Here is a 25,590-nt window from a genome sequence, read left to right on the forward strand (position 1 = left end):
AAAAAACACGACTCGCTTTGAAAACAGAGTCGTTTCTACAAGATAGGCAAATTTACCTGAAGGCCTATTTGTCAGACATATAAAGTTAAACCCATTTTTAGCTTTTTTATTGCAAGATATATCCTTTGCCCCAAGCGGTACGGACGCGTTTTTCAGTATAGTCGTATTCATCTAATTTCTCATTGATTCGTTTCGCCAAAATCGATAGCTGCGATTTTCGGGAATTCGTGCCGCCGTTGCCCCAAATTTTCCAGCAAAGGTCCTCTCGGTTGATAAATTGCTCTTCTGCTAGATTATTGAAAAAGATCTGTTCTTGCAGACTAAGAAATTTAGGGAACGATTCCTTCGTTACTGATGCCTTTTCTAACTTGCGAGTATTTGGTGGCAAAGCCGCCAAAAATTCTCTCAACTCGACAAATGACCGATTAAGATAGGTCGCATTTTCCGCTTTTTCCAGTATCATTTCTTGTTCGTCATTCCCTGGCAAGATTCGAACGATCCGCTGTTGATAATAAGGAGCCAATGTCTGATTGAGCAATAAAAATTCTGGATCAGCAATTGTTTCACTGACAAATAAACAGTCAAATAACTTGGCACTTTCTATCAACCATTCCTCCTCTTCGGTACTTCTGCCCACGAACACTTCATGGCTCAAAATCTGCAACTCCCGCTGCAAATCAATCTCATATGATATATTTTTCGTCAATATGATAATTCTCATGACACACCCTACTTTCCTTTCTTATTTATTCAGAAATGAGTTGGAAATGATTTCTGAATACTTTATGTTGACATTATTACTTATTTTTATCAGCTTGAGGTGTCATTTTTTGTTCATAAATGGTGATCTGGTGTCATGTTTTAAAAAATAGATTGACTTTCATTTCATGGTTCATACTCTTCGATAGCCAATAAAAAAGCAACCTGTTAGCCAGATTGCTTTCTTGTCCTCACTACTCCCACTTCAAATCCAACAGCTCCAGCATTTCATGGTAGGCGGTTTCGATCCGCTGGCGCTTTTCTTCAGGGACATTTTTGGCATATTGCCCATCTGGCAGATAATCTGCGGCAAGGTAAACTTGAAAATCAAAGGCCTGCAAGACGCCGTATTCTGGATCATAATAGGTACGATCAGGGATCGGTTCTTTAGAGACCCAAGTCGGATGCAAGGCAATCTTGCTTAAATAGGTCCGCTGCCCTTCTTTGGAGATTTCAACTTCTGGGATGACGCCTCGTTCGGTCCAATAGTTGCTATTGACGGTTTCATAACGTTGATTCGACAATAAGTTTCCCATTGAATAAATGATAAATTTCTTTTCACCGTCCTTTTCGACGATTTCGGTTGGTTCTGCTACATGCGGATGGCCGCCGAAGATAATATCAGCACCAAAATCGATCATCTTCCGATAAACAGTTTGTTGTTCTTCCGTTGGTTCTAAAGAATACTCGACACCAGACTGAGGCATCACGATGGTGATATCCGCCAAACTTTCCGCTTCTTTGATCTCTGCTTCCACTTTATCTAACGACAAGTCTTTCAAATAGGTGTCATACTCTGCTTGAGTTAAGCTTTCTTCAAGGCCATTGAAGCCATAGGCATAGGCCAAGAGAGCAACTTTAATCCCGTTGACTTCTTTGACCAAGATTCCGCTATTGTCGACCGTGACACCAATCGTTGCCAAGCCTTGGTCGTGAAAAGCAGCCGCCGTTGTTTTGATTCCTTCGATCCCTGTATCTAAAATATGGTTATGGGCAAGATCGATCACATCAAAGCCCGCGTCTTTGATACTGGCAACAGCATCGATAGGGGCGTTGAATAAGGGAAAACCGCCAAGCGGTTTATTAGGATTGATGGTTCCTTCAAAATCACCTAAAGCAAGGTCCGCCGATGCAATCAGCGGTTTGACTTGCTCAAAATCATTGTCAAAATCATAACGCTTCCCATCGTAAGCGCTTAAATAAACAGGTGTATGATAAAGCATATCGCCACTAGCTGTCACTGTGATGGTTTTTACTGCTGGCTTTGTTTCGGTAGAACTACTCGTTTCTTGCATTGGCTTTGTTGCCTTTGTCGTTTCTGCTGTATGACGCTGTTCGGGGATGCTTGTCACTTGAATCACTAGATAAATCACTCCAAGTATGATTGCCAGCAACGCTGTACTTAACCCCACAATGATCCACTGGCGTTTCTGACGCTCCCGTCTTCGTTGTTGTCTCATGCCCTCACCCTTTCACTCTGCTTTATCAAAAATCTATCTTCGTTTACGTTCTAACGAGGTTCCCTGCTCCCTTTCCTGCGACCCCCACTAAATAATATCTTTTTATTAAATAATTATACTGCATTTGAGATTCCTTTAATAGGTCGTTTTGTAAAGAATAAAAAAACAGCCGATCGTGATCGAACTGTTTCTCCACTTCTATGGTAGCTGATTTCCGAGTGCATCTTTCTTGTAGAACTGGACTAACCTCAAACGGCATAAATAGTATCATTAGTTAATTCTTCCGCTGTTAACAGTCCTGAGTAACATCGCTTGCGTTCGGATGAACAGCAGCAAATGATGAAGGCAAATGACTCCACTTCGCACGCTTCTCTCAATAAAGACCAAAGAGTATCTGTTTTATCCTACAAGACTTACAGTTTTTTTGAAAAAATTTATACAACAGCAGTACGTAAAATCTCTGCAAACCATTGATAAACTGTTTCCGGACATTCATGTTTTTCTAATTCTCGAAAAAAATCTTTGGATTCAATAAGGGTAATAAACTGAGTCATCGCATTTAGATGCTGCTTGCTGTCTAATGCAGAAAGGGTAAAGATATACTTTACAGGAATCGTTCCCAAGACATATACTTCAGATTCTAACGTTGTCAATCCCATGCCAAGTTTTTTTGCACCTGCTTCAGGAACCGTATGCGGTAAGGCAACTTGATCGAATATCACCATATAAGCGCCTTCTGATCTGGTTTGTTGAATGATCGAATCGATGTAATTTCTAGTGATGATCTTTCTTTCAATCAATGGATTGGCTGCGAGATAAAAAGCCTCTTCCCATGTTCTGGCTTTTTTGTTTAATTGTATCAATTCTGGACGCATCATATCCAACAGCATTGCAGGTTCTTTTGACTTTTTCTCTTTTTGAGACATGATAGATGCCGTTGGCGAGCAGGTCTCTTGTACAAATTTCTCTAAATGATGCCGCAGAGCTGACTCACTAGTAACTGTTGAATATTGTTGAATAACCTGCATCAAGCCGTCGATCGTCACAGTATTAGGCTTGATGCTTGTACTGGTTTCGAATTTGACATCTAAAAACAACTGGGTTCGTTCCTCGTAAGACATGATCGGGTTTACTACAAAAATCGGCTTTTTTAACGGATAAAGTTGAAAGTTGGGTTTTGTCGTAAAAATGATATCGTATGACTGATCAAATGAATGCAGTTCGCTTGTTTCAATCGGTCCCAATAAGATAAACGAGGGAAAGATTTCCTTTAATTCATTGTAAATGATTGCTGAGCTTCCAATACCATTTGGGCAGACAACGACCCCCACTTTTTGTTGCACCATATATTCTTCAGAATTTCTGATCAAAAGCGCAAAGTGCATGGTTAAAAAGGCTACTTCTTCATCTGGAAGCTTTGAATCAAAGCTATCACTGATTGGTCTCAAGGTTTCTTTTACGATCTGATAAAGGTCATTATATTTTTCAAAAATTTTCTCCTGCATAGGGTTGATGATCGGTAATCGAAACAGCATTCGGAAATAAGTCGGTCGAAAATGGCTATATAATTGCTTGATGACAGAGTGTTTATCCTTGAAACGAATACCTGAAAGCAATTCAAATCGCTCGACAATTCTTTCTACCAAGTCAATGATGACCAAATTTCCTTGAAGCCATTCCTTTTCATTCCCTAATGCCATTCCCAGTACCCACCCACAGAGATAGTTCTTTTCTATACTATTCATCACCCCTGCGTTTTCTAAAACTTCTTCAGCAAAGCGGTACTCCTTCATTTTTACTAACTCATGATCATTAGAAAAGGGCTTTAGATCAAATTCATTCAAGCCCATTCTTGGGTATAAAAAAATAAGGATATAGTTCAATTCAATCAACCTATTTTCAACTAACTCTATCGCATGTTTTTCTAAAAGAAGAGAAAGATAGGTATCCTGCTCATCCGCCAACTGTATTCGTTCGTTATGAATAAAGTAACGGTAAATAAAATCATCGTCCTTGCTAGTCACATCTTCCAAAATCATTCGAAATAAAGCGTAACGAATCATCAGTTCATCACCTGCTAAGTGATACCCCTCTTTTCTCGAGTAACTGATTGAAATATCGTACCCCTGCAATTCCGCTTGTAATTTGCGCAGATCACTCATAAAGGTTGTTTTGCCGATTTTTAACGCATCTAAAAAATGGTTGACCGACAGATAGTCTTTCTCGTAGTAAAAGAGCGTCAAAAAGATATATTTTCCTCGTTCTTTTGAACTCATCTCATAATACTTAAACATACGCTCACGTAAAAATGACTCCAACAAATATTCCTTGCTTTTTTCAGGCAGTCGGATCACACTTTCCTTATTCACCCTAAGTGGTAGTTTTTGGGCAGATAGAAACTGGTTGATTTTATCAATGGTATACTCTATTTGAGTGCGGTTCATAGAATAATTCCGCTGAAGATAATCGTAACTGATGGTCGGTTTTTCAATCAGAGCCATCATCATCTTTCTCGTCCTATAGTCAATTCTCACCATCAATGTTCCCCCATTTCTGCAGCCTACTGTTCTACTTTCAATGTAAATCCTTCCGCTTGTACATATTTTTGAAGCACTTGATCCACCTGCTGCTTTTCTTCTTTCGTAAGATCTAGAACAGGCAGTTTCGGTAACCCAACATCCTGTCCGATTGCCCGCAAACAGTATTTCAGCCCAGACGGAATCGTTGAGCATTTGCAGGCTTCTCTAAAATCATCAATACTTGCTTGTGCTTGCCGCGCTTGTTCTATGTTTCCAGCTACAAATTGTTCATAGATCGACACATCTGTTTTCGTCACAACATTTGCGGTTGAAGCCACAGAGCCATCTGCTCCTAACTGTAGCGCTTCTAAAATCTTAGAGTCGCTTCCCATCAGCAAAGAGAAATCCTCTCGATGATTTAATTCAAGATAGCCCTTAAAGTTTTCTAGATCACCGCTTGAATCTTTTATCCCAATGATCGAATCAATTTTGAGTAATTCCGAGAAAACATGACGATTGATGAAATTTCTAGTATTTGGCGGAATATTGTACAAAATGATTGGTAGTGTCGTTTGCTCAGCAATCACACGGTAATGATGAATCAGCTCTTCATCGGTATATTTCAAAAGATATGGTGTAATAATGGAAGCAGCATCAACGCCGATTTTTGCAAACGCATTTACTAACTCAATCACTTTATTCGTTGCGATATCTCCGGCACCTGCAAATACTGGTACTCTGCCCGATACTTCATCGACAACGATTTTTGCAAACTGGATTTTCTCTTCTTTGCTTAAGGTATGAAATTCGCCATTGGTTCCTAAAATAAACAACCCGTGGACACCACCAGCAATCAAATGCCTTACAAGCTTTCTAGTGCCCTCTTCATTGATGCCGTTCTCATTTAATGGTGTGACCATTGCTGGTATAATTCCTCTGATTTTCATTGCGTAAGCTCCTTTTTTGTCGTTGCTCCTAAGCTTCCCCCTGGATGCCATTTAAGGTAATCTTCTAAATTGATTTCTTTTGCTTCTTGCAGCAACACCGACAAAACCTGCAGCTGGATCATTTGGGCGATCACAGAGGAACGTGGCGGTTTATTCAATGAGTCCCCTTCTTGGGAAACATAAGAAGACAATGTGACTTCAGCACAGGAAGCTAGGGAAGAATCTTCATTTCCTGTTACCGCTAAAATTACAGCGCCATTGGCTTTTAAGGCAGCAAGTGCATATTCTAATTCTTTGGTGTTCCCACTATTACTTATCGCAATCACTACATCGCCAGCCACGACTTGTCCTGCCGATCCGTGCACAGTTTCGGTTGTGTCTAAAAAATAGGCTGGCGTACCGACAGAGGAGAAAAGTGAAGCTGCATAGCCTGCTACATAGGAACATTTTCCCACGCCTGTTACATGAACGCGCTTATGATTTTTTTCTGCATGGAGAATAAGTTCTTTGGCCTTCACCATCTGTTGATAGACTTCTTCTTCTTCAAGCCGATAAAATTGAGCATCGCTTTGGGCTTTTAAATTCGTACTATATGCAAACAAAACGTTTTTTTCATTCAATACAGATTTTCCTTTCTTATAGCAAGGAGAAATTGTATCCATCCTTCTCCTTGCTAATCATACTGTTTAACTAAATAGTTTTAAGATTTTGTCTAGTAAAATTCCGATAATATTGTAGTCGATTTGAGGAAATCCAGCGTCTGTGATGCCTAATTCAGAAAAAGCTGGGAAAAGCACCAAAGGCAATGCGGTCAGCAAAATACCGCCTAAGAAGGATGCGATGATCGCCCCTTTCAATCCGCCTCTTATTGAACCAAAGACACCCATGGTTCCACCCGAGAAAAAAGCAATCCCAGCTGCTGGCAAAAGCACAACGGGAGAACCCATAGCAGCCATGGCAAACGTCGCTGTTAACCCACCTATAAACGAGGTAATAAAACCGACAGGAACCATGGTTGGCGCATATTGGAAAAACACAGGAACATCTACTGCCGGCATTGATCCTGGGATATACTTTTCTGAGATCGCCACGAAGGCAGCCGTTAATTCAGCAATAAATTGACGCACCCCATAAATCAGTACAGACATCCCCGCAGCAAATTGCAACCCTTGAATCAACGGATATAAGAACCATAAGTCGTTGCCAGCCATTTCTTGAACGACATCCATATGACCACTTAAAACTGCTGCGATCGTTGCAATGTAGAAAAGAATAATCATGAAAAATGCAACAGAGAAGACAAAATCTCGGAATACGGAGAAGAAATCAGGAAGCTCGCGATTGGCTGCTTTCTCTTTCTTTGCTTGCCAATTTTTCCCTCCAATGACACTGCCGATGACACCTGAGAACCAGTAAAAAATCAAGTTAAAGTGACCTAGTGCAACCCCTGCATTACCTGTCAGCTCATCTGTATATTTCTGAGCCAATTTGGGCAGCCCTGCTCCTGCAAAACCTAGCACCAAAGAACCAAAGATAACTGTTACCCAAGTGGGCATACCATTCGAAATAAAAATCAACCCAATGACAGCAGCAAAGAAAAGATAATGCTGACCGGTTAAGAAAATTGATTTTAAAGGCGTCAATTTCGCAATAACTAATCCGAATATGAACCCTAAGCCCATAATCATTGATATTTCAAAACCATATACATCCATGGCTAACGCTGTAGCAGGCTCTACTGCCAGAACCGTCCCTTGAACACCAAATGCGGTCTGAAACAACGTGGCAAAATTTGCAGCAATCGTTCCTACATGACCACCACCAATATTAAAAATCATAAACCCAATGCCCACTTTGAGGACACCGCTCAGGGTCTCCTTCGCAGGCTTTCTTTGTGCAAGTAACCCAATCAAAGCCAAAATCATTAGCAACACAGCAGTATTTCTGAATTGGTTCATTACTAAAATTGCCATTCAATTTATTCCTCGCTCCATCAATTTATTTTGTTTGCATCGTTTCAAGAAATGTTTCTAGTTTTCCTTGGATCTCTTCTTTACTCATAATATTTTGAATGCCTATGACTTCATAAGGTTTGTTTTGAAAATCAGGTTCCGCTGCGATATCTGCCATACTCATAAAGGCATCGCCCGTAAAACCAATGAGGACGTCTAGGTTTCCATGAATCGTTTCAATGGGATAGCCGTTTTCTTCAATCACTGATTTTACTTTTATGTGAAGCAGCGTTGAACTCCCCATCCCCGCACGGCATGCAACCGCTATCAAATATTTCTTGCCATTACTTGTCTTAGGTTTTGCATCTGCTTGGATCGATGCATCATTTTTCTTTTTTTGAAAGAATCCCATCTTAACTCCTCGTTTCTTCTAATAGTTTTATAAATGCTTCTGGTGTCTGCACATTTGCTAAACGATCAATGATATTGTCCCTTGCTAAAACTTCTGCTAACTCACCCATCAGTTCCAAATGACTGGTCGGGTCTATCGCTGCCAAACAGAAAATGACTTTCACTGGATCATTGGGCGAACCAAATGAGATGGGGGTATTTAATGTCATCGCACTTAGTCCTAAACGACAAACCCCATCTTCTGATCGGGCATGGGCCAAAGCAAACCCAGGCATAAGCACGATATACGGCCCGGCATCTAAGACAGATTGAACCATCGCATCGACATACTGTTTTGTAAAGCTGCCATTCTTCAATAACGGCTGGGCTGCTTTTTTGATTGCTTCTTGCCAACTGGTACTGTCTTGCTGAAGTAAAATGTTTTCTTTTGTTAATAATGTAGTTTGCAAACGACGATTTCCTTTCTAAAAAAATTTCTTTAGGTTTTAGTAAAGAATTTCTCGAGATCATTCCTATACACACACTATAAGTGAAAAGTTCTGGCCTGAATAGACGATTTGAGACCACATATTTGTACGCGCTTCCAGATTAAGTGAACTGCTCTTTTCAAAAAGACTAGGTATACTGGCTATTTTTTTTATTAGCCTCCAGTTTTTCTCAATAACCTTCTTGAGCAGTTCACAAAACTTATTCTCTCAAGGAAAAAGTGAACCAAAAATGGACAGATCTTTTGCTTGCACCCACAATAAAAAAAGAAGCTCTTAAATAAACTAAGAACTTCTTAAAGCAAACAATCTATTCATGGCTAAGATCTACCGTTTCAATTGTATTTCTACCCGTAGGTATTTTCACACAAATTTTTACTTACAACTGCTATTTTCTACTTTGCTTCCTCATGCTTCACGGGACAACTGCTATGACAATCAGAACAATGATCCTTTTTCACCATGCGGTACACCACACGGGTGCCATAGCCAAAAATCAGGCCGCTTAGAATTATTGTAGCAATCATTTTTCGCCTCCTACGACTTGGATCAAGGGTACACTCCCTCGGAATGGTTTCTTCAACAGAGCAAATACCAATAGCCCAGCAATGAGGATTGCCGCGAAAACACCGAGCGTGAGGTGTCCGCCTTCAAAGATGACGTGCCCGAATTGGTAGACCAACAAGCTGGCGCAGTATGCCAAGCCGCATTGATAGCCAATGGCTAACCACGTCCACTTGCTGTCCCCCATTTCACGGTGGATCGCACCGATAGCAGCAAAACAAGGGGCACATAGTAAATTAAAGACGAGAAAAGAGTATGCCGCCACAGCAGTGTAATCGCCGCGCAACACTTGCCAAATCTCCGTCCCACTTTCTGACAACTCCCCAGTTTGTCCGTAGAGGATCCCAAAGGTGCCGATCACATTTTCTTTGGCGACCAGGCCAGTGATCGTCGCCACGGCGCCTCGCCAGGTTCCCCAGCCTAGGGGAGCAAAAAGCGGCGCCAAAAGTCGTCCGAAAAAGGCCAAAATGCTTTGGTCTCCTGTGACCCGCTGCAAGGCAAAGCTGTAGCTGGAGGTAAACCAGACAAAAATACAAGCCACAAAAATTATCGTACCGGCTTTTTTCACAAAAGCAATGGCTCGATCACAGGCACTTTTCAAAATCGTTGTGAGCTGCGGCAAGTGATACGCTGGCAGTTCCATAATAAATGGTGCCAGATCACCTGCAAATAAAGGCGTTTTTTTCAAGACGATCCCTGAAAAAATCACAGCACCCATGCCGACAAAATAGGCCGATGGGGCGACCCAACTATACTGAGGGAAAAAGGCTCCTGAAATCAATGCGATGATCGGCAATTTGGCAGAACATGGCATGAAGGTCGTGACCATCACCGTCAACCGACGATCCTTTTCATTTTCAATCGTTCGGCTTGCCATCACGCCGGGCACCCCGCAACCGGTAGCGATCAACATGGGGATAAACGACTTGCCAGATAGACCAAACTTGCGAAACAGGCGATCCATGACAAATGCCACCCGTGCCATGTATCCGCAGTCCTCCAAGATAGCCAAACAAAAAAACAGCACGAAGATCTGCGGCAAAAAGCCTAAGACCGCACCGACCCCTGCCACGATGCCGTCTAAAATCAGTTCTTGCAGCCACTGGGCGACTTGCAGCTGTTCTAGCCAGTGCGCTGCTGTTTCGGGAATCCAGCTGCCAAATAATACATCATTGACCCAATCAGTACCAATCGTACCAATCGTCTGAATCGATAAATAGTAGATTCCCCACATAATGAAGGCAAAAATCGGTAGTGCCAATACGCGATGGGTCAACACGCGATCGATTTTGTCGCTGAAGGCTAAGTGCTGATCTGTTTCCTTGATGACTGCCAGCGCCAACAATTCTTCAATGAAGCCATAGCGCTCATTGACGAGAATGGCGTCACTGCTGTCTTTAAAGATCAGCTCTAAAATCGAAATCGTCTCCTGAAGGACTGCCTGCTGGGAATCAGTCAGTTTACACATTGTTTGAATCGCTTCATCTTTTTCGAAGAGTTTTATGGCAAACCAGCGTTTTTGCTGCTGAGGGATCGTCTCTGGCAAAATCGCCATGATCTCGGTCAAGCCAGCTTCTAGACGAGCATCGTAGCGGGGAGGAAACGGTTGTGTATTGGCTACATGCTTCGCTGCCTCGATCATTTTGGTTAAGCCGCGTTGCTTCAAAGCACTGATGCCAACTACGGGAATCCCTAGACCGCAAGCTAGCTTTTCGAAATTGATCTGCAAGCCTTTTTTCTTTAATAGGTCGATCATGTTGATGGCTGCCACAGTCGGGACATTCATTTCTAATAATTGCAATGTTAGATACAGGTTGCGCTCCAGGTTGGTTCCATCGATAATATTGATCACCGCGTCCAATGATGCTTCCATCAAATAATTGCGAGAAATCAGTTCTTCTGGTGTGTACGGCGACAAGGAATAGATCCCTGGTAGATCTTGGATCAATACTTGTCGGTCTTTTCGCAGTCGCCCCGCTTTTCGTTCCACGGTAACGCCTGGCCAATTCCCCACTGTTTGTTTGGCACCGGTCAATTGATTGAAGGTACTCGTTTTCCCGCTATTGGGATTTCCTGCTAATGCAAAGTGATAGGTCATTACGCTTCGACTCCTTTTTCGACAAAAACTAACGCTGCTTCTTGCCTTCTCAAAGACAATTCATAGCCGCGGAGCCGAATCTCCATCGGATCACCCAAAGGAGCCAGCTTCACCACTTCCAAATGGACGTTTTTCGTAAGCCCCATATCCATCAATCGACGGCGCACCGCACCTTTGGCGGCGATCTGATTGACCTTCCCGCTTTCACCGACTTGCAGCAGATCCAAGGAGGTAATGATGGTTTGCTGCTGGGTTTCTGTGACATCGATTTGTTCCATGACCCGTTCATCTAAAGCGATCCGCGTCCCTTGGTGTAAAATGATGCCGCCTTTGCGATCTTTTTGTACCACAACGATTTCAACGCCCGTGCGAATACCAAGATCATTTAAATGAGCCGTGATTTCTTTGGTGGTTGCCAACGAGTCGATTTTGTATGTTCCAGAAGCCCGAGTTTGCGCCATTTTCATTGCTTCTTACTCCTTTTGTGAAGTGTTGTTATAATTAACCTACTTTAATTGAGAATGATTATCATTATAATAGAGCCATTTCCATAAGAAGTCAATCTGTTTCGGTCCTCACTTTGAATCTTCCTTCACAATACGGATTTTTTTTACTCATTTTGATTGCATATCCCCTGTATTAATTACGCAAAAACCTTGTAATCCTAAGTATTTTCCGCTTTTTTCCCTTGCATAAAAAACACAGAAACACTATAAATTGTGTATGTCGAATTCACAAGCACAAGATATAGTGTTTTTTCGTTGACTTTCTCCGAGACTTATTTATACTAGGTTTATAACTATTACAACTCGGAGGAAACAATTATGAATATCAAACTATTTTCTAAAAACAACTGCATGCAATGTAAAATGGCGAAACGCTTTTTAAGTGAAAATCAGATTGCATTTGAAGAAATCAATATTGATAATGAGCCTGAAGCATTAGAATTTTTGAAAGAACAAGGATTCCAAAGTGTGCCAGTCATTACCTCTGATGCGCAAACGATCATCGGTTTCCGTCCAGATCAACTACGTCAATTAGCGAGCTAAGATTTTTCTCAATGTGATGCTTTTGAGGGATTTGTCAGTCGTCCAGACCGCAAGTCCTTTTTTATACGAACAAAACAAGAAAAGAGGTTAGCCATTTATGAGCTTGAAAGAAATCAAAGATGTCAGTTATTTCAAATTGAATAATGAGATCAACCGTCCAGTAGATGGTCAAATTCCATTAAATAAAGACAAAGAAGCCTTAGCGGCATTCTTTAAAGAAAACGTTGAACCAAATACCTTAACCTTTGCGACTGCAATGGACAAAATCAATTATTTGATTGAAAATGATTATTTAGAAGAAGAATTTATCAAAAAGTATCGCCCTGCCTTTATTGAGCAATTGTATCAATTCTTAGATGAGCAACACTTTACTTTCAAATCATTTATGGCTGCTTACAAGTTTTATTCACAATACGCATTAAAAACGAATGATGGTACCGCGTATCTAGAACGTTACGAAGATCGGGTCGCTTTCAACGCCCTTTACTTTGCGGATGGCAATGAAGAGTTAGCAATGAGCTTGGCAGATGAAATGATCTACCAACGTTACCAACCAGCAACCCCTTCTTTCTTGAATGCAGGACGCAAACGTCGCGGTGAGTTGGTTTCTTGTTTCTTGATCCAAATCACTGATGACATGAACGCGATCGGTCGTGGGATCAACTCCGCGCTGCAACTTTCACGAATCGGTGGCGGTGTCGGGATCACGTTATCAAACTTGCGGGAAGCCGGCGCGCCTATCAAAGGCTACGAAGGGGCAGCAAGTGGTGTGATGCCTGTAATGAAATTGTTTGAAGATAGCTTCAGCTACTCAAACCAATTGGGTCAACGGCAAGGGGCTGGCGTGGTCTACTTGAACGTCTTCCACCCAGACATCATCAGCTTTTTATCAGCGAAAAAAGAAAATGCGGATGAAAAAATCCGTGTCAAAACCTTATCATTAGGCGTGATCGTACCTGACAAATTCTACGAATTGACGCGCAAAAATGAAGAGATGTATCTCTTTAGTCCCTACAGTGTCGAAAAAGAATATGGCGTACCCTTCTCTTATGTCGATATCACCAAGGAATACGACAACTTAGTCATGAACCCACGGATTCGCAAAACCAAAATCAGAGCCCGTGATCTAGAAAACGAAATTTCTAAATTGCAGCAAGAATCTGGTTATCCTTATATCATCAATATCGATACAGCAAACCGCAGCAACCCAATTGATGGCAAGATCATCATGAGTAATCTTTGTTCCGAGATCCTTCAAGTCCAAGCACCATCTGAGATCAACGGCAAACAAGAATACGAAGTTTTAGGAACAGATATCAGCTGTAACTTAGGTTCCACCAATATCGTGAACTTGATGGACAGCCCTGACTTTGGGAAATCTGTTCGAGCAATGACTCGTGCCTTGACCTTTGTTACTGATGCGTCTGACATTGACGTAGTACCATCGATCCAAAATGGGAATGCCTTGAACCACACGATCGGTTTAGGCGCAATGGGCTTGCATACCTATTTTGCAAAAAATCAAATGGAATACGGTTCACCAGAATCCCTTGAATTTACTGATCTTTATTTCATGTTGTTGAACTATTGGACATTGGTTGAAAGCAATGCCATCGCCAAAGAAAAAGGCGAAGTTTTCCATAACTTTGAAAAATCAGCGTATGCAGACGGCAGCTACTTCACCGATTATATCCAAGGTGACTACCAACCAAAATCGGAAAAAGTCAAAGCATTGTTTGAAGGCGTCTTTTTACCAACTGGTGAAGATTGGGCAGCCTTGGCACAAACCGTCAAAGAAACCGGCTTGTATCACCAAAACCGCCTAGCCGTTGCACCAAATGGTTCGATCTCTTATATCAATGATACGAGTGCCAGCATCCACCCAATCACTCGGATGATCGAAGAACGCCAAGAAAAGAAAATCGGCAAGATCTACTATCCAGCACCTTACTTGAGCAATGAGACGATCGGCTACTACAAATCAGCCTACGATATGGATATGCGCAAAGTGATCGATGTTTACGCAACTGCTCAAAAACACGTCGATCAAGGTATGAGTATGACCTTGTTTATGCGTTCAGATATTCCAGAAGGTCTTTACGAATGGAAAGAAACGACAAAACAAACCACCCGTGATTTGAACATTTTGCGTCACTACGCTTTCCACAAAGGCATCAAATCGATCTACTATGTACGGACCTTTACAGATGATGCAGAAGAGATCGGCAGCAACCAATGTGAAAGCTGCGTCATCTAATCCAACTTTTGCCTGAAAACGAACCAACCGCCTGCCCCTGCTCTTTCTTGACAGCGGGTCGGCTGTTGTCTTGATACGATTATTGGAGGAACCGACTATGGGTAAGACTTACTATGAAGCAATCAACTGGAATGAGATCGAAGATATCATCGATAAATCCACTTGGGAAAAATTAACAGAACAATTCTGGTTAGATACGCGGATCCCTTTATCAAATGACCTTGATGACTGGCGGACGCTATCTCCATTAGAAAAAACAACGGTGGGCTACGTCTTTGGCGGCTTGACTTTATTAGATACCGTTCAATCAGAAAGCGGTATGGATCAACTGCGTAAAGATGTCCGCACCCCACATGAAGAAGCGGTCTTGAACAACATCCAATTTATGGAATCTGTCCATGCAAAAAGCTATTCATCGATTTTCAGCACCCTGAATACAAAAGCGGAGATCGCTGATATTTTTGAATGGACCAACACCAATCCATATTTGCAAAAGAAAGCCGAACGAATCAATGAGATCTACAAAAATGGCACACCGCTAGAGAAAAAAATCGCCAGTGTATTTCTAGAGACCTTCTTATTCTATTCAGGTTTCTATACACCCCTTTACTACTTAGGCAATAACAAACTAGCGAACGTAGCGGAGATCATCAAATTGATCATTCGTGACGAATCCGTTCACGGCACGTATATCGGCTACAAATTCCAATTAGGTTTCAACGAATTACCAGAAGACGAACAGCAAAAGCTGAAAGACTGGATGTACGACTTGTTGTATGAGTTGTATGAAAATGAAGAGCGTTATACCGAAGAATTATACGATGAGATCGGCTGGACCGAAGAAGTCAAAACCTTCTTGCGTTACAATGCCAATAAGGCTTTGATGAATCTAGGACAAGACCCGCTTTTCCCAGATACCGCCAACGATGTCAATCCAATCGTCATGAACGGTATTTCAACTGGTACCAGCAACCACGACTTCTTCTCACAAGTTGGGAACGGGTATCTGCTTGGTTCCGTAGAAGCGATGAAAGACGATGACTACTTCATCGGACTTGATTGATCTGCTGACAAATAAACACCTTGTTTCTCGCCAATTGAGGGTGAGAAACAAGGTGTTTTTTAGTGAGCCAACTGGTCTTTGATAAAGGTCAACGTTTCTGTCAAACAGGCCTGTGCTTGGGGCAAGCTATAATCAAATTGGTATTCGTGGGTCACCGTTTCCGAATCCCCTTTGTAAAAGCGACTCGTCACGGGAATATCAAGAGCTTGCAGCTGGTTGGCAAAGGCAATGCCTTGGTCTTCAAAGGAATAGGCATTGCCATCCGTGATATATGTTGGTGGAAAATCAGCCGTCAATTTATCCACCAGTGAGATCTCCTGCAGTTGGGGACTATCTTGCCATTCTTTTTTGCCTAATAACGACCAAGCCACCGTTTTGACAAAGAATTTCATAAAGCGATCATCTGAAGAAGTCCCAGCGATCTGCTTCAAATCAAGCGGTCCGCAATAGGAAATAAACCCTTTCAGGGCCGATGCAGGAATGTCTTGATCAAAGGACATTTCCTTCGCATACGCTGGATTGGTTTGCAGCGCCACATATTGCCCAGCGATTTGGGCTCCTGCAGAATCCCCGCCGAAGAAGAGTTGATCGAAATCCAGCATGGGGTATGCTTGGGCATCTGCTTTGATCGAGTCTACCGCTTGGGCTAATTGTTTGACCTGTCCAGGATAATGCAGACTTGGTGCCCATTCATAATTAATCGAAATCACAGCGGCTTTGGTTTCATCGACGACATAGGTCGCAAACTCTTTGACCCCTTCTTTGTCTCCGCCGACATAGCCGCCCCCATGGACCCAAAAAATGACTGGAACAGGGCCTTCTTGTGCCTCTTTGGGATAATATAGATCAAAGGTACTACGTTGATAATCCGATTGATACGTCAAGTCCTGTTTGACCGTCACATTCGGCAAACTTTTTTGATAAGCTGCCTCATCCTTGATGGTCACTTCTTGGTTAAACAGATGACCGATCAAAAAAGCCCCCGGTCGTGGGGAGAGTTGAAAAGCCAGAAAAACGGCAGCTAAGAGTCCGATCAGGACAATCGCCACCCACATGAAAAAGCGCAGAATTTTTTTCAAGTAAAAGCTCCTTCCTTCTTTCTGTTTCAGCTTTTTCATTTAACCATGTTTTTTTAGCAAATTCAATGACAATCGCTAAAGATTAAAAAAGGATGATACCAATAGGCATCATCCTTAAAATAACATCGTTTATAATGGCAACATCATAAACAAACCAGCAGCGATCGCTGCCCCGATCATTGGACCGATGATTGGTACTAACGCATAGCCCCAATCGGAAGTCCCTTTGTTTTTGATTGGCAAGATTTGGTGAGCGATCCGTGGTCCTAAGTCCCGTGCCGGATTGATGGCATAGCCTGTTGGTCCACCAAGCGACAGCCCGATCGCTAAGATCAAGATCCCAACGACGATGGGATTTAATCCATCCGTAAAGGTATTGGCACCAAAAGCCAATAAGCCAAAGACTAAGACAAAGGTACCAATCACTTCAGTGATGGTATTCGATACTAAATTACGAACTGCAGGCCCTGTTGCAAAGGTACCTAAAATCGCGCCTTGGTCTTTTGTTTCATCCCATAATGGCAAGTAGTTGAGCCAAACGAGGATCGCCCCTACGATCGCACCAGCAATTTGTGCCAGCATAAACGGTACAGCCAAGCTCCAAGAAAAATTCCCCGTCATCGCCATGCCTAATGTAACGGCTGGATTCAAGTGAGCAGGTCCCATGTACCCTGAAACGTAAACGGCAATCGTTACCGCTGTCGCCCAGCCCATTGCGATCACGATCCAGCCAGAGGCTTCTGCTTTACTCTTTTTCAGATTGACAGCCGCACACACACCATCCCCTAACAAAACCAAAATAGCCGTTCCTAAAAATTCACTAAAGATCTGGGTTGTTTCATTCATCTTTTTTTCCTCCTTTTAAGGCTGTTAAATCTGATTCTGCGATCACTTGGTTCAATTCGGCTACACGGGCTGCTTTTTCTTCCTCGCTCCAGCCAAAGAAGTCGGTCATAGCTGCAACGACACCGGCTTTGACTTCATCTAAGGTGTCTCGCATAAATAGGATATGGTTGGTCCGACGCAATAGATAATCGACAGGCGTCAGAACCATTTCTTCATGCAAGGAATAGTTCAAGGCCGTACTTTCTTTTTCATCTAAGCCCTCAAACTTCGTCTTGTAGTTCAACACTTGGGGAAGATTCGACCCATAAAGATGAGCCAAATACGTCGCAGCTGCTTCATCGAATCCAGCGGCTTGCGCTTGGTCAGCCAGCTTCGCTAATTCTTCCTCTACATTGGCTGCATCAAGCTCACCACCAGAAACTGGGTACGTGGTTGAATCCACCAACTCGAAGGATGCACCGCTTTCTTGGAGCAATTCATTGATCCGTTTAAATGCTCCTTCCGCCATCAAGCGATAATCGGTGATTTTCCCCCCTGCCAACGTCAATAGTCCGTCTTTTGAGCGTTCCAAACTGCTGCCGCGAGAAACTTGCGATGGATCCACTTTGCTGGCTTCTACTCGTTCTTGTGCTTGTTTTACAGCTTTTTCTACGACTGGTCGCTGCCGCTCATCTTCAAGATACTCTTTGACGCTTTCAACGATCTGCTCAAAGCTTTCATCCGATAGTTTGCCTTTACCGCCGCCATTGTAATCAGACCCGCCATTATTCACAATCAACGGACGCAATCCTGCCCAGCTCGCTTCGATATCATCAAGGGTGATCTGAGCGTGAGGGAAGCGTTCATTCACGATGGTCAGTAGATAATCAACATCTTCTTGCGTGACCGTTGGATGGGCGAAATCGCCTGTATAATCCGTATCGGTTGTGCCAAAATAGGTCTTATTTTCTCTTGGTACCACGAAAACCATCCGACCATCATTTTTCCCAGTATCAAAATAGGTTGGTTGCGGCACTTTTAGTTTTTCCCGATCGACCACTAAATGGACACCTTTCGTCGGACGCATTTGTGGCGGCAGCTCATCATTCTTGTCTAATTGACGAACGATGTCTGACCAAGGGCCTGTCGTGTTGATCACGACTTTGGCGTGAACCTCAAAGCGCTCGTTTGTCAGTTGATCCTCCACTTCTACCCCATTGATGATGCCTTGCTCATCATGTAAGATGCCGACGACTTTGGCTTTACTGATCATTGCTGCCCCATCGGCTTGTGCTCGTTTGATGTTTTCGATCACCAAGCGGGCATCGTTGTTGCGAAAATCAAGATAGACACCGCCACCGACTAAGTTTTCCGCCTGCAGCTGAGGTTCGCGTTCTAAGACCTCTTCTTTCGTCAGCAGATAATTTTCGTATTTACTGCCTGTCACATTCGCTAAGCGATCATAAAGATCCATCGCCACTTTGACAGAAAACAAGGAGAAGGTTGCCCCTGGTTCATCATAGATTGGCAAAAGCATTGGATCTGGTTTCGGGATATGCGGAGCAATTTGCTGCACGATCGCCCGCTCCCGCACGGTGTCAGCGACCACTTCCACGTCAAAGGTTTTCAAATAGCGAATACCGCCATGAACGAGTTTGGTGGACCGCGAAGACGTTCCTTCGGCAAAATCCTGCATTTCCAAAAGCACCGTCTTCATCCCAGCGGCTGCGGTTTGAACAGCAACCCCCGCGCCAGTGATCCCACCACCGATGATCAATACATCATAGGTGGTCTTTGCCGCTTCTTGAATGGTTTGCTTCCGATCTTTATGTGAAAAGGTCATGGCTTACTCGCCTTCTTTCTTCGCTTTGAATTTGAAGGTCTGAGTAGCTGCCACCGCTTGTTTCCAGCCTTCGTACAAATTGTCTCTTTCTTCTGCTGGCATTTCTGGTGTAAACATTTGCCCTTCTTCTGCCATTGATTTCAATTCATCCAAGTCTTTCCAGAAGCCAACCGCTAGCCCTGCCAAGTAAGCTGCACCTAATGCGGTTGTTTCCAGATTCGCAGCTCGTTGCACGTCAATGTCTAAAATGTCCGCTTGGAACTGCATCAATAGATCGTTTTTGGCTGCACCGCCATCGACTTTCAGCAATGGGATATCGATGCCAGAATCTTTTTTCATCGTGTCGATGACATCTTTTGATTGATACGCAACAGCTTGCAATGTTGCCCGAACAAAATCTTCCTTCGTCGTCCCACGAGTCAAGCCAAAGACGGCTCCTCTTGCATCTGAATCCCAATAAGGTGCACCCAATCCAGTAAAGGCAGGCACCACATACACTTCATTATCGCCTTTTGCTTTGGCAGCTATCTCTTCTGATTGCGGAGAAGACTCGATCATTCGTAGACCGTCCCGCAGCCATTGGATCGCTGATCCAGCAACGAAGATACTTCCTTCTAAGGCATAATAGACTTTGCCGTTGATGCCATACCCGATGGTCGTCAGTAGGTCATTGTCAGACAATTGTGGTTCTTCACCCGTATTCATGACGATAAATGCCCCAGTGCCGTAAGTATTTTTGATCATGCCTTTTTCAAAGGCCATTTGTCCAAAGAGGGCGGCTTGTTGGTCCCCAGCCATTCCAGCGATTGGTACTTCACTGCCGTAAAAATGGTAGCTGCGGGTGTGACCATAGACTTCTGAGTTGCTTTTGACTTCTGGCAACATCGAGCTTGGAATGTTCAAAAGATCCAAGATTTCTTGATCCCACTCTAATTTATGAATGTTGTAAAGCATCGTCCGACTAGCATTGGAGTAATCGGTGACATGGACTTGCCCATCTGTCAGTTTCCACACAAGCCATGAATCGATCGTTCCGAAAAGTAGCTCGCCATTATCCGCCTTTTCTTGTGCCCCTTCGATATTGTCTAAAAGCCAGCGCACCTTGGTCGCTGAGAAATACGCATCAATGACTAACCCAGTTTTTTCATGAATCATCTCTGTATGGCCATCTGCTTTTAATTGGTCAGCGATCGGTGAAGATTGGCGGGATTGCCAAACGATTGCATTTGCGATCGGCTGGCCTGTCGTTTTGTCCCAAACCACTGTCGTTTCACGCTGGTTAGTGATCCCGATACCGGCGATTGCTTCTGGTCGGATACCTGATTCAATAAATGCCCCTGCGATGACTGATTGGACAGAGTTCCAAATTTCATTGGCGTTGTGTTCTACCCAACCCGATTTTGGAAAGTATTGCGGAAACTCTTTTTGTGAACTGCCGATTTTTTTCCCGTTACGATCAAAAATAATTGCTCTTGAACTAGTGGTTCCTTGGTCGATCGCCATTACATAATTTTTTTCTGCCATTTGATTCGCTCCCTTTAGTTTTTTATACGCTCTTCTTGTTAGCGCTTTCTGACTTGCTTTTATTTTAGCTGAACTTTCGCTATGTGGTTCGTCAATTTTTTTTCAAATTTCTAAGAAATTGACGAAATCCACTATTGAAAGCGTTCGCGGATCATTTTTTTGATCGTTTCCCGATCATAAGCGGTACCTAGTTCACTGATTCGATAAGTCGGTGTTTTCGTCTCGATAGCATAATTTGCCAAGATCAAATCATATTCTTGTTCCGGGCGATAGCGTTCTACGACTACGCCATTCAAATTTTTGAGATACAGCAGCCACATATAGTAGAGGGCTTCTTTAAACAGTTCATCCATTTTCAAAGCGATCCCGACGCGAAACTCCCGATTGATTTGATAATCGATGATCGTGATCACGCTCAAGTATTTGACCATCGTCATCATCAACAAACTATTTTTATCAGATGGCTTGATATCAAGCTCTGCTAAAGCCTTATCCAATAGTTCGTGACTGATTTGCTGGATGTTACGACTGGATAGCTGCGCTTCTAACTGCCAAATATTTTCTCGATCAAAAACCTCCACATCCCCTTTGAAAAAATACACGCGGCTGTGGATCTGCAGCAGGTGACCATAACAAGTGGCTTCGATTTCACGGGGAACAAACGATGGGCGGTAGAGATGCAAAATATGTTCCAAAATCAAGGTATCCGTCAAGGCAGTTGGTGTAAACCGAGAACGCTGCAGCATATACACTTGCAGATCGTGTTCGGATAACACCGAGAACGACAGTAAAAAGACAAAGTGCAGCATCGCCTCCTCTTCTCTGACTTCTAATGCATAATGGCCAAACCCACGAAATACCAACTCCCGTAATTGCTGAAACAAAGGATCTTTCGTGTAGGGTACCATTTTCTCCCGTAAGACTTGAAAGGATTGAGTAGCAATTTTCAGTCGCGCCTTCATGATCCTCAGCCATAGGGACAAGCGCTGTTGGGCTTCTTTCGTGAAGGTCATGTTCAGACCTCGTGTGATCAGACCGACGTATTTTTCATCGATCGGCAGCGGCTGACTGTCGAAAGAATGGACATACCAAAAGAGTTCAAAATAGAAATAACGAATTTGCGTTTCTTCCCCAATCAGCTTTCCTTGCCAGATCTCTAACTCGAATTCTGCTAGCAAGCCATTTAGCTCTTTGATTTTGCGAAACAAGGATGACTCGCTGACCGCTAATTTTTGTGCCAGCTGGACAGTGGTCACCTCTTGATGCTGCAAAAGATGCTCGAGGATTTGAAATTTCAATGCTGACCGATAAAACGCCCATTCGATTTGATTGAGGGAAAAAGTGGGACTCATTTCAAAGACCAGGACACCTTTTCGATAATACAACTGACACTGCTCTTGGTAGTGAGCCAGCTCATCTTGCAACTCCTCCACATATTTTTCCAAGGAAGGCTTACTGATGCCAAGATAGCTCGCCAGCTCGTGCAGCTCCATTTTTCCGCCCACCAGTAAAAGCTTTTTGAGCAGCTGCAATTGCTTTGCTTCTTTTTTTTCTAATAACTGATCAAGTCTCATCGGCATCACTTCCCGACCACAGAAAAGTTTCGTCGATTACATTAGTGAATCGTGGATGGAAGAAAAAGTCTTTTTGGGTCAACTCCTCCATCGTTGCCTGCTGCTCGATCGCAAACGCTAGTAAATTGATTTTTTCCAAAATATTGGCTTTTGATAAAAGCTGCGCACCAACGATTCGGCCGCTGGCTTGTTCGATCATCACTTTTCCATGAACCTGTGTTGGATCAAACAAGGAACTGGCGGCAGTAAACGCATGACAGACGATCGGAGATTCGAAGAAAAACCGATCCGACTCGGTCAAGCCGGTGCTTGCTAAGTACCATTCAAACAGTTGCGTACCGACTGTCCGTAATCCACCACGAAACGGGGTGGTTTTGCTTGCCAGATTGCGAGCTGCTGCGATTCCTGAGCGAACGGCATTGTTGACTAAGGGCATATAGACCGTGTCTTTCGTAATAGCATTTGGAATTTGGATCAAATCGCCGACCGCAAAAATATCCGTGGCAGAAGTTTCCAAGTAGGCATCTGTCCAGATGGTTTGATCACTGTGTAATTCAAAGACCGCAAATGCCTCTGGCAAGCGAGGATGAACGTTGACTGTCGTCAATACCAGATCGCTTTCATAGCCTTGATCGGCGGTTTCGATCCGAAAGCCTGTTTCCGTTTTAACGACTGCCAAAGTTGGCTTGGACCAATGCATCTGCAAGTTGGGGATTTTTTCGATCTCCGTTAAAAAGGGCTGCAAAAAATCGTGATCAAAGTACTTGAATAAAGGATATGACATTGATTCGATCACACTGACTTTTTTTCCGATCGCAGTCAAGGTATTCGCCGTTTCCATCCCCGCTTGACCAGCACCTACGATGGTAATCGACTCTGCTTGGGGCAATTGCTGCAAGAAATGCTTGGCTGCCTCATATTCCTTGTAGGTCAGTAGTGCTTCTTCTGGTTGTGGCAAAACAGTGGAATCTTGACTGGAGCCTGCTGCCAAGACGAGTCGATCATAACTTAGTTCTCGCTTATCCGTTCGAATCCGATGATCCGAAGGAAAAATCTCCAGAAGCGTTTCTTCTAAGGCAACGTCGATCGTTTCTGCCTCCAGCTGCTCCTTCGTACAAAAGAATGCTTCTTCCAGCGATGCGATCCTGCCTTCGATCAGCAATAACAAACCGCTTGGAACAAACCCAAGATGGGCTTTTTTTTCTATCAATAAAATCTCTGCGTCAGGGTATAATCGGCGTGCTTCACGGGCGCAGCTGACACCCCCAAAGGACCCGCCTATGATAATGATTTTCATTGGATCACCTCTCTCCCTTAGCTTAAATGAAACGCTCTCATTTGACGAGTAAAAAGCTATCAGGCTGACTATTTTTTTGTTAACTGCGGTAAAATAAATGAGACCTATGCTACACTATACGCAAAGGAGTGTTCAAATGGTTTTCTTTTATCAATTCATGCTGGGATTGTTTGCCAGTACATTCGTTGCAGCGGCAGCATTTGTCTTTCAGTGGCTGACTGTTTCTGGCGCACTGGCTGCGATTCTTTGCGGCACACTGGTCATTGGCTTTGGTCCGTGGTACAGCATCTTTTTGATTGGCTTTTTCTTTGCCAGCTCTGGCATCATTGGTCTTTTAAAGAAAATGCGCAGTCAGCCAGAGTTAGCTATTCTTGCCAAAGGTGCTCGCCGTGATGCAAAACAAGTCTTTGCGAACATCACACCAAGCATCTTTGCTCTACTGCTTGCCTTTTGGACGAAAGAACCGCTATTCCTTTGGGGATTTGTGGCGGGAATCGCTAGCTGTACGGCTGACACTTGGGGCTCAGAAATCGGCGTGCTAAGTCCAAGTCAACCGCGTCACTTACTTACGGGAAAAAAATTACCACCAGGACTTTCCGGCGGTGTCAGTTGGTTGGGAACTGCCGCTTCCCTAGCAGGGAGTCTCGCCATCACTGGTTTATTCACAGCAGCCTTATGGTTGAACGGCAAGCCGTTCTCATTTGATCTCTGGTTGACCTTGACTGCCTTAGGCTTTGGCGGTAGTCTCTTGGACAGCTTACTGGGCGCAACGATTCAGGTGCGCTATCAATGCCCTGTCTGTCACCAATACACCGAAAAAAAAGTCCATCACGACGTTGCCACCAAGCAAGTCGGCGGTCTTTCCTTTGTAACGAATGAAGGGGTCAATTTGCTGACTTCAATAGTGATCGTTATTTTGACTGTATGTTTCTTTTACTTAAAAATGTCTACCGCATCATAAAAAAAGCAGCAAAGCACGTCACTAATGTGAGGTGTCTTGCTGCTTTTTGACTCAATACCGATTAAGCAATATCCACTAAGCGGATCTTCGTGACATTTTTGTAGACAGACAATTCTTCGATCACTTCAGAAAAGCCTAGCCCTCGGGGGAGATCAATCGTATAAATGTTGGTATAAATGCGATAGTCTTCCATAAATTTTACATCAAAATTTACATCTTCGATCACGATATTTTTCTCTTGGAAGTACTCCGTCAAAAACTCTTTGGTCTCGGTGCGATGGATGTACTGGATCTCTAATTTTTTTGCTGTCGGTACGCGGACGATCCGCTTAACGATCGTCAATGCAAAGAAGATCCCGATAAAACTGCTTAATGCGATGGTGTAAAAGCCCATCCCGATGGCAATTCCTAAACCTGCGATCGCCCATAAGGAAGCAGCCGTCGTCAACCCCGTCACCGAGCGCTTCGTCACAATGATCGTTCCAGCGCCTAGAAAACCGACCCCGCTGACGACTTGTGCGATCAATCGTGCTTCGTCTGAACGAATCACGCCTGCTAAATCTGGATGATCCAGCGCATCTCGCATGGCACCTGTGGCGATCTCCACTTGGATCAATGCAATGACACAAGCTCCCATGCAAACCAAGATATGGGTTCTAAGACCAGCTGGTCGGCTTTTGTATTGCCGCTCGTACCCAATCGCTCCTCCCATGATCATTGCCAGCAGCAATCTCAGCGCTACTTCAGGAATGGATAAATGCATATCAACCATTTGCATCCCTCTTTTCTTCGTATTCTCTCTTTTAACTATAGCATCTCTGATGAAAAAAAGAAAAAAACAGCGCCGAATCAGTCAAATAAAAAAAGCCCCCTCAGAAAATAAGCAAGTAAGCTACAAACCATTGCTCGCAGCTGCGCTGGCG

22 protein-coding genes are annotated in these 25,590 nt (G+C 43.5%); 4 read left to right on the forward strand and 18 right to left on the reverse strand.

Features of this window, described 5'->3' with window-relative positions:
* Positions 1-106: 106 nt before the first annotated feature.
* The 11 genes from Q1X33_RS03720 to Q1X33_RS03770 form a co-directional block, all read right to left on the reverse strand.
* Positions 107-721 carry a hypothetical protein gene (locus Q1X33_RS03720; RefSeq protein WP_005225192.1) on the reverse strand — a complete coding sequence of 205 codons (615 nt, stop codon included), beginning with the start codon at positions 719-721 and terminating at the stop codon, positions 107-109.
* Between the two features lie 232 nt (positions 722-953).
* Entirely contained in the window at positions 954-2,219 is a 1,266-nt protein-coding gene (locus Q1X33_RS03725) for a CapA family protein (protein ID WP_005225191.1), read from the reverse strand.
* Between the two features lie 434 nt (positions 2,220-2,653).
* Entirely contained in the window at positions 2,654-4,756 is a 2,103-nt protein-coding gene (locus tag Q1X33_RS03730; protein WP_034868275.1) for a BglG family transcription antiterminator, read from the reverse strand.
* 23 nt (positions 4,757-4,779) lie between these two features.
* The gene (dapA, locus tag Q1X33_RS03735) at positions 4,780-5,685 is read right to left on the reverse strand and encodes a 4-hydroxy-tetrahydrodipicolinate synthase (protein WP_005225189.1); all 906 of its coding nucleotides are present in this window, start codon (positions 5,683-5,685) and stop codon (positions 4,780-4,782) included.
* Entirely contained in the window at positions 5,682-6,347 is a 666-nt protein-coding gene (locus Q1X33_RS03740) for an SIS domain-containing protein (protein WP_016610458.1), read from the reverse strand. Before Q1X33_RS03740 ends, dapA begins: the two co-directional genes overlap by 4 nt.
* Before the next feature lie 24 nt (positions 6,348-6,371).
* A complete protein-coding gene (locus Q1X33_RS03745; protein ID WP_016610457.1) occupies positions 6,372-7,658 on the reverse strand; it encodes a PTS ascorbate transporter subunit IIC in 1,287 nt (428 codons plus the stop codon).
* Between the two features lie 25 nt (positions 7,659-7,683).
* On the reverse strand, positions 7,684-8,049 hold the full coding sequence (locus Q1X33_RS03750) for a PTS sugar transporter subunit IIB (protein WP_016610456.1): 366 nt from the start codon (positions 8,047-8,049) through the stop codon (positions 7,684-7,686).
* Between the two features lies 1 nt (position 8,050).
* On the reverse strand, positions 8,051-8,497 hold the full coding sequence (locus Q1X33_RS03755; protein ID WP_005225185.1) for a PTS sugar transporter subunit IIA: 447 nt from the start codon (positions 8,495-8,497) through the stop codon (positions 8,051-8,053).
* A gap of 431 nt (positions 8,498-8,928) precedes the next feature.
* A complete protein-coding gene (locus Q1X33_RS03760) occupies positions 8,929-9,060 on the reverse strand; it encodes a hypothetical protein (protein WP_010747544.1) in 132 nt (43 codons plus the stop codon).
* The gene (gene feoB / locus Q1X33_RS03765; RefSeq protein WP_005225184.1) at positions 9,057-11,195 is read right to left on the reverse strand and encodes a ferrous iron transport protein B; all 2,139 of its coding nucleotides are present in this window, start codon (positions 11,193-11,195) and stop codon (positions 9,057-9,059) included. Before feoB ends, Q1X33_RS03760 begins: the two co-directional genes overlap by 4 nt.
* Positions 11,195-11,662, reverse strand: coding sequence for a ferrous iron transport protein A (locus Q1X33_RS03770; protein ID WP_005225183.1), 468 nt, complete (start codon positions 11,660-11,662; stop codon positions 11,195-11,197). Before Q1X33_RS03770 ends, feoB begins: the two co-directional genes overlap by 1 nt.
* 357 nt (positions 11,663-12,019) lie before the next feature.
* Between Q1X33_RS03770 and nrdH the strand changes: the two genes are divergently transcribed.
* The 3 genes from nrdH (at position 12,020) to nrdF (ending at position 15,564) form a co-directional block, all read left to right on the forward strand.
* Entirely contained in the window at positions 12,020-12,244 is a 225-nt protein-coding gene (gene nrdH / locus Q1X33_RS03775) for a glutaredoxin-like protein NrdH (protein WP_005225182.1), read from the forward strand.
* A 97-nt stretch (positions 12,245-12,341) separates the two neighbouring features.
* Entirely contained in the window at positions 12,342-14,501 is a 2,160-nt protein-coding gene (nrdE, locus tag Q1X33_RS03780; protein ID WP_005225181.1) for a class 1b ribonucleoside-diphosphate reductase subunit alpha, read from the forward strand.
* Positions 14,502-14,598: 97 nt separating this feature from the next.
* Positions 14,599-15,564 carry a class 1b ribonucleoside-diphosphate reductase subunit beta gene (nrdF, locus tag Q1X33_RS03785; RefSeq protein ID WP_005225180.1) on the forward strand — a complete coding sequence of 322 codons (966 nt, stop codon included), beginning with the start codon at positions 14,599-14,601 and terminating at the stop codon, positions 15,562-15,564.
* Positions 15,565-15,623: 59 nt separating this feature from the next.
* On the opposite strand, the gene Q1X33_RS03790 is transcribed toward nrdF, so the two are convergent.
* From Q1X33_RS03790 to Q1X33_RS03815, 6 genes are all read right to left on the reverse strand, one after another.
* Positions 15,624-16,682 carry an alpha/beta hydrolase gene (locus tag Q1X33_RS03790; RefSeq protein ID WP_050759597.1) on the reverse strand — a complete coding sequence of 353 codons (1,059 nt, stop codon included), beginning with the start codon at positions 16,680-16,682 and terminating at the stop codon, positions 15,624-15,626.
* 90 nt (positions 16,683-16,772) lie between these two features.
* Positions 16,773-17,489: an MIP/aquaporin family protein gene (locus tag Q1X33_RS03795; protein ID WP_005225178.1), complete on the reverse strand. Its 717-nt coding sequence runs from the start codon at positions 17,487-17,489 to the stop codon at positions 16,773-16,775.
* Positions 17,482-19,311: a type 1 glycerol-3-phosphate oxidase gene (glpO, locus tag Q1X33_RS03800; protein WP_005225177.1), complete on the reverse strand. Its 1,830-nt coding sequence runs from the start codon at positions 19,309-19,311 to the stop codon at positions 17,482-17,484. Before glpO ends, Q1X33_RS03795 begins: the two co-directional genes overlap by 8 nt.
* Before the next feature lie 3 nt (positions 19,312-19,314).
* Entirely contained in the window at positions 19,315-20,835 is a 1,521-nt protein-coding gene (gene glpK / locus Q1X33_RS03805) for a glycerol kinase GlpK (RefSeq protein ID WP_005225176.1), read from the reverse strand.
* A 131-nt stretch (positions 20,836-20,966) separates the two neighbouring features.
* Positions 20,967-22,409: a helix-turn-helix domain-containing protein gene (locus Q1X33_RS03810; RefSeq protein WP_015509062.1), complete on the reverse strand. Its 1,443-nt coding sequence runs from the start codon at positions 22,407-22,409 to the stop codon at positions 20,967-20,969.
* Positions 22,399-23,706: an FAD/NAD(P)-binding oxidoreductase gene (locus Q1X33_RS03815; protein ID WP_034868270.1), complete on the reverse strand. Its 1,308-nt coding sequence runs from the start codon at positions 23,704-23,706 to the stop codon at positions 22,399-22,401. Before Q1X33_RS03815 ends, Q1X33_RS03810 begins: the two co-directional genes overlap by 11 nt.
* Before the next feature lie 136 nt (positions 23,707-23,842).
* Here Q1X33_RS03815 and Q1X33_RS03820 point away from each other — a divergent pair, with 136 nt between their 5' ends.
* Positions 23,843-24,667, forward strand: coding sequence for a DUF92 domain-containing protein (locus Q1X33_RS03820; RefSeq protein ID WP_034868267.1), 825 nt, complete (start codon positions 23,843-23,845; stop codon positions 24,665-24,667).
* A 61-nt stretch (positions 24,668-24,728) separates the two neighbouring features.
* Here Q1X33_RS03820 and Q1X33_RS03825 read toward each other — a convergent pair whose 3' ends face one another.
* On the reverse strand, positions 24,729-25,439 hold the full coding sequence (locus Q1X33_RS03825) for an MgtC/SapB family protein (RefSeq protein ID WP_034858162.1): 711 nt from the start codon (positions 25,437-25,439) through the stop codon (positions 24,729-24,731).
* Positions 25,440-25,590: the final 151 nt, after the last annotated feature.

Origin of the sequence: Enterococcus sp. B2E4, from assembly GCF_030499455.1 — a bacterium.
GTDB classification, from domain to species: domain Bacteria; phylum Bacillota; class Bacilli; order Lactobacillales; family Enterococcaceae; genus Enterococcus_D; species Enterococcus_D casseliflavus.

What these genes read in the sequence shown, in the direction of transcription:
- Q1X33_RS03720 (WP_005225192.1), bottom strand. Translation starts at nt 721, where the DNA reads ATGAGAATTATCATATTGACGAAAAATATATCATATGAGATTGATTTG.
- Q1X33_RS03725 (WP_005225191.1), bottom strand. Translation starts at nt 2,219, where the DNA reads ATGAGACAACAACGAAGACGGGAGCGTCAGAAACGCCAGTGGATCATT.
- Q1X33_RS03730 (WP_034868275.1), bottom strand. Translation starts at nt 4,756, where the DNA reads ATGGTGAGAATTGACTATAGGACGAGAAAGATGATGATGGCTCTGATT.
- dapA (WP_005225189.1), bottom strand. Translation starts at nt 5,685, where the DNA reads ATGAAAATCAGAGGAATTATACCAGCAATGGTCACACCATTAAATGAG.
- Q1X33_RS03740 (WP_016610458.1), bottom strand. Translation starts at nt 6,347, where the DNA reads ATGGATACAATTTCTCCTTGCTATAAGAAAGGAAAATCTGTATTGAAT.
- Q1X33_RS03745 (WP_016610457.1), bottom strand. Translation starts at nt 7,658, where the DNA reads ATGGCAATTTTAGTAATGAACCAATTCAGAAATACTGCTGTGTTGCTA.
- Q1X33_RS03750 (WP_016610456.1), bottom strand. Translation starts at nt 8,049, where the DNA reads ATGGGATTCTTTCAAAAAAAGAAAAATGATGCATCGATCCAAGCAGAT.
- Q1X33_RS03760 (WP_010747544.1), bottom strand. Translation starts at nt 9,060, where the DNA reads ATGATTGCTACAATAATTCTAAGCGGCCTGATTTTTGGCTATGGCACC.
- feoB (WP_005225184.1), bottom strand. Translation starts at nt 11,195, where the DNA reads ATGACCTATCACTTTGCATTAGCAGGAAATCCCAATAGCGGGAAAACG.
- Q1X33_RS03770 (WP_005225183.1), bottom strand. Translation starts at nt 11,662, where the DNA reads ATGAAAATGGCGCAAACTCGGGCTTCTGGAACATACAAAATCGACTCG.
- nrdH (WP_005225182.1), top strand. Translation starts at nt 12,020, where the DNA reads ATGAATATCAAACTATTTTCTAAAAACAACTGCATGCAATGTAAAATG.
- nrdE (WP_005225181.1), top strand. Translation starts at nt 12,342, where the DNA reads ATGAGCTTGAAAGAAATCAAAGATGTCAGTTATTTCAAATTGAATAAT.
- nrdF (WP_005225180.1), top strand. Translation starts at nt 14,599, where the DNA reads ATGGGTAAGACTTACTATGAAGCAATCAACTGGAATGAGATCGAAGAT.
- Q1X33_RS03790 (WP_050759597.1), bottom strand. Translation starts at nt 16,682, where the DNA reads ATGAAAAAGCTGAAACAGAAAGAAGGAAGGAGCTTTTACTTGAAAAAA.
- Q1X33_RS03795 (WP_005225178.1), bottom strand. Translation starts at nt 17,489, where the DNA reads ATGAATGAAACAACCCAGATCTTTAGTGAATTTTTAGGAACGGCTATT.
- glpO (WP_005225177.1), bottom strand. Translation starts at nt 19,311, where the DNA reads ATGACCTTTTCACATAAAGATCGGAAGCAAACCATTCAAGAAGCGGCA.
- glpK (WP_005225176.1), bottom strand. Translation starts at nt 20,835, where the DNA reads ATGGCAGAAAAAAATTATGTAATGGCGATCGACCAAGGAACCACTAGT.
- Q1X33_RS03810 (WP_015509062.1), bottom strand. Translation starts at nt 22,409, where the DNA reads ATGAGACTTGATCAGTTATTAGAAAAAAAAGAAGCAAAGCAATTGCAG.
- Q1X33_RS03815 (WP_034868270.1), bottom strand. Translation starts at nt 23,706, where the DNA reads ATGAAAATCATTATCATAGGCGGGTCCTTTGGGGGTGTCAGCTGCGCC.
- Q1X33_RS03820 (WP_034868267.1), top strand. Translation starts at nt 23,843, where the DNA reads ATGGTTTTCTTTTATCAATTCATGCTGGGATTGTTTGCCAGTACATTC.
- Q1X33_RS03825 (WP_034858162.1), bottom strand. Translation starts at nt 25,439, where the DNA reads ATGGTTGATATGCATTTATCCATTCCTGAAGTAGCGCTGAGATTGCTG.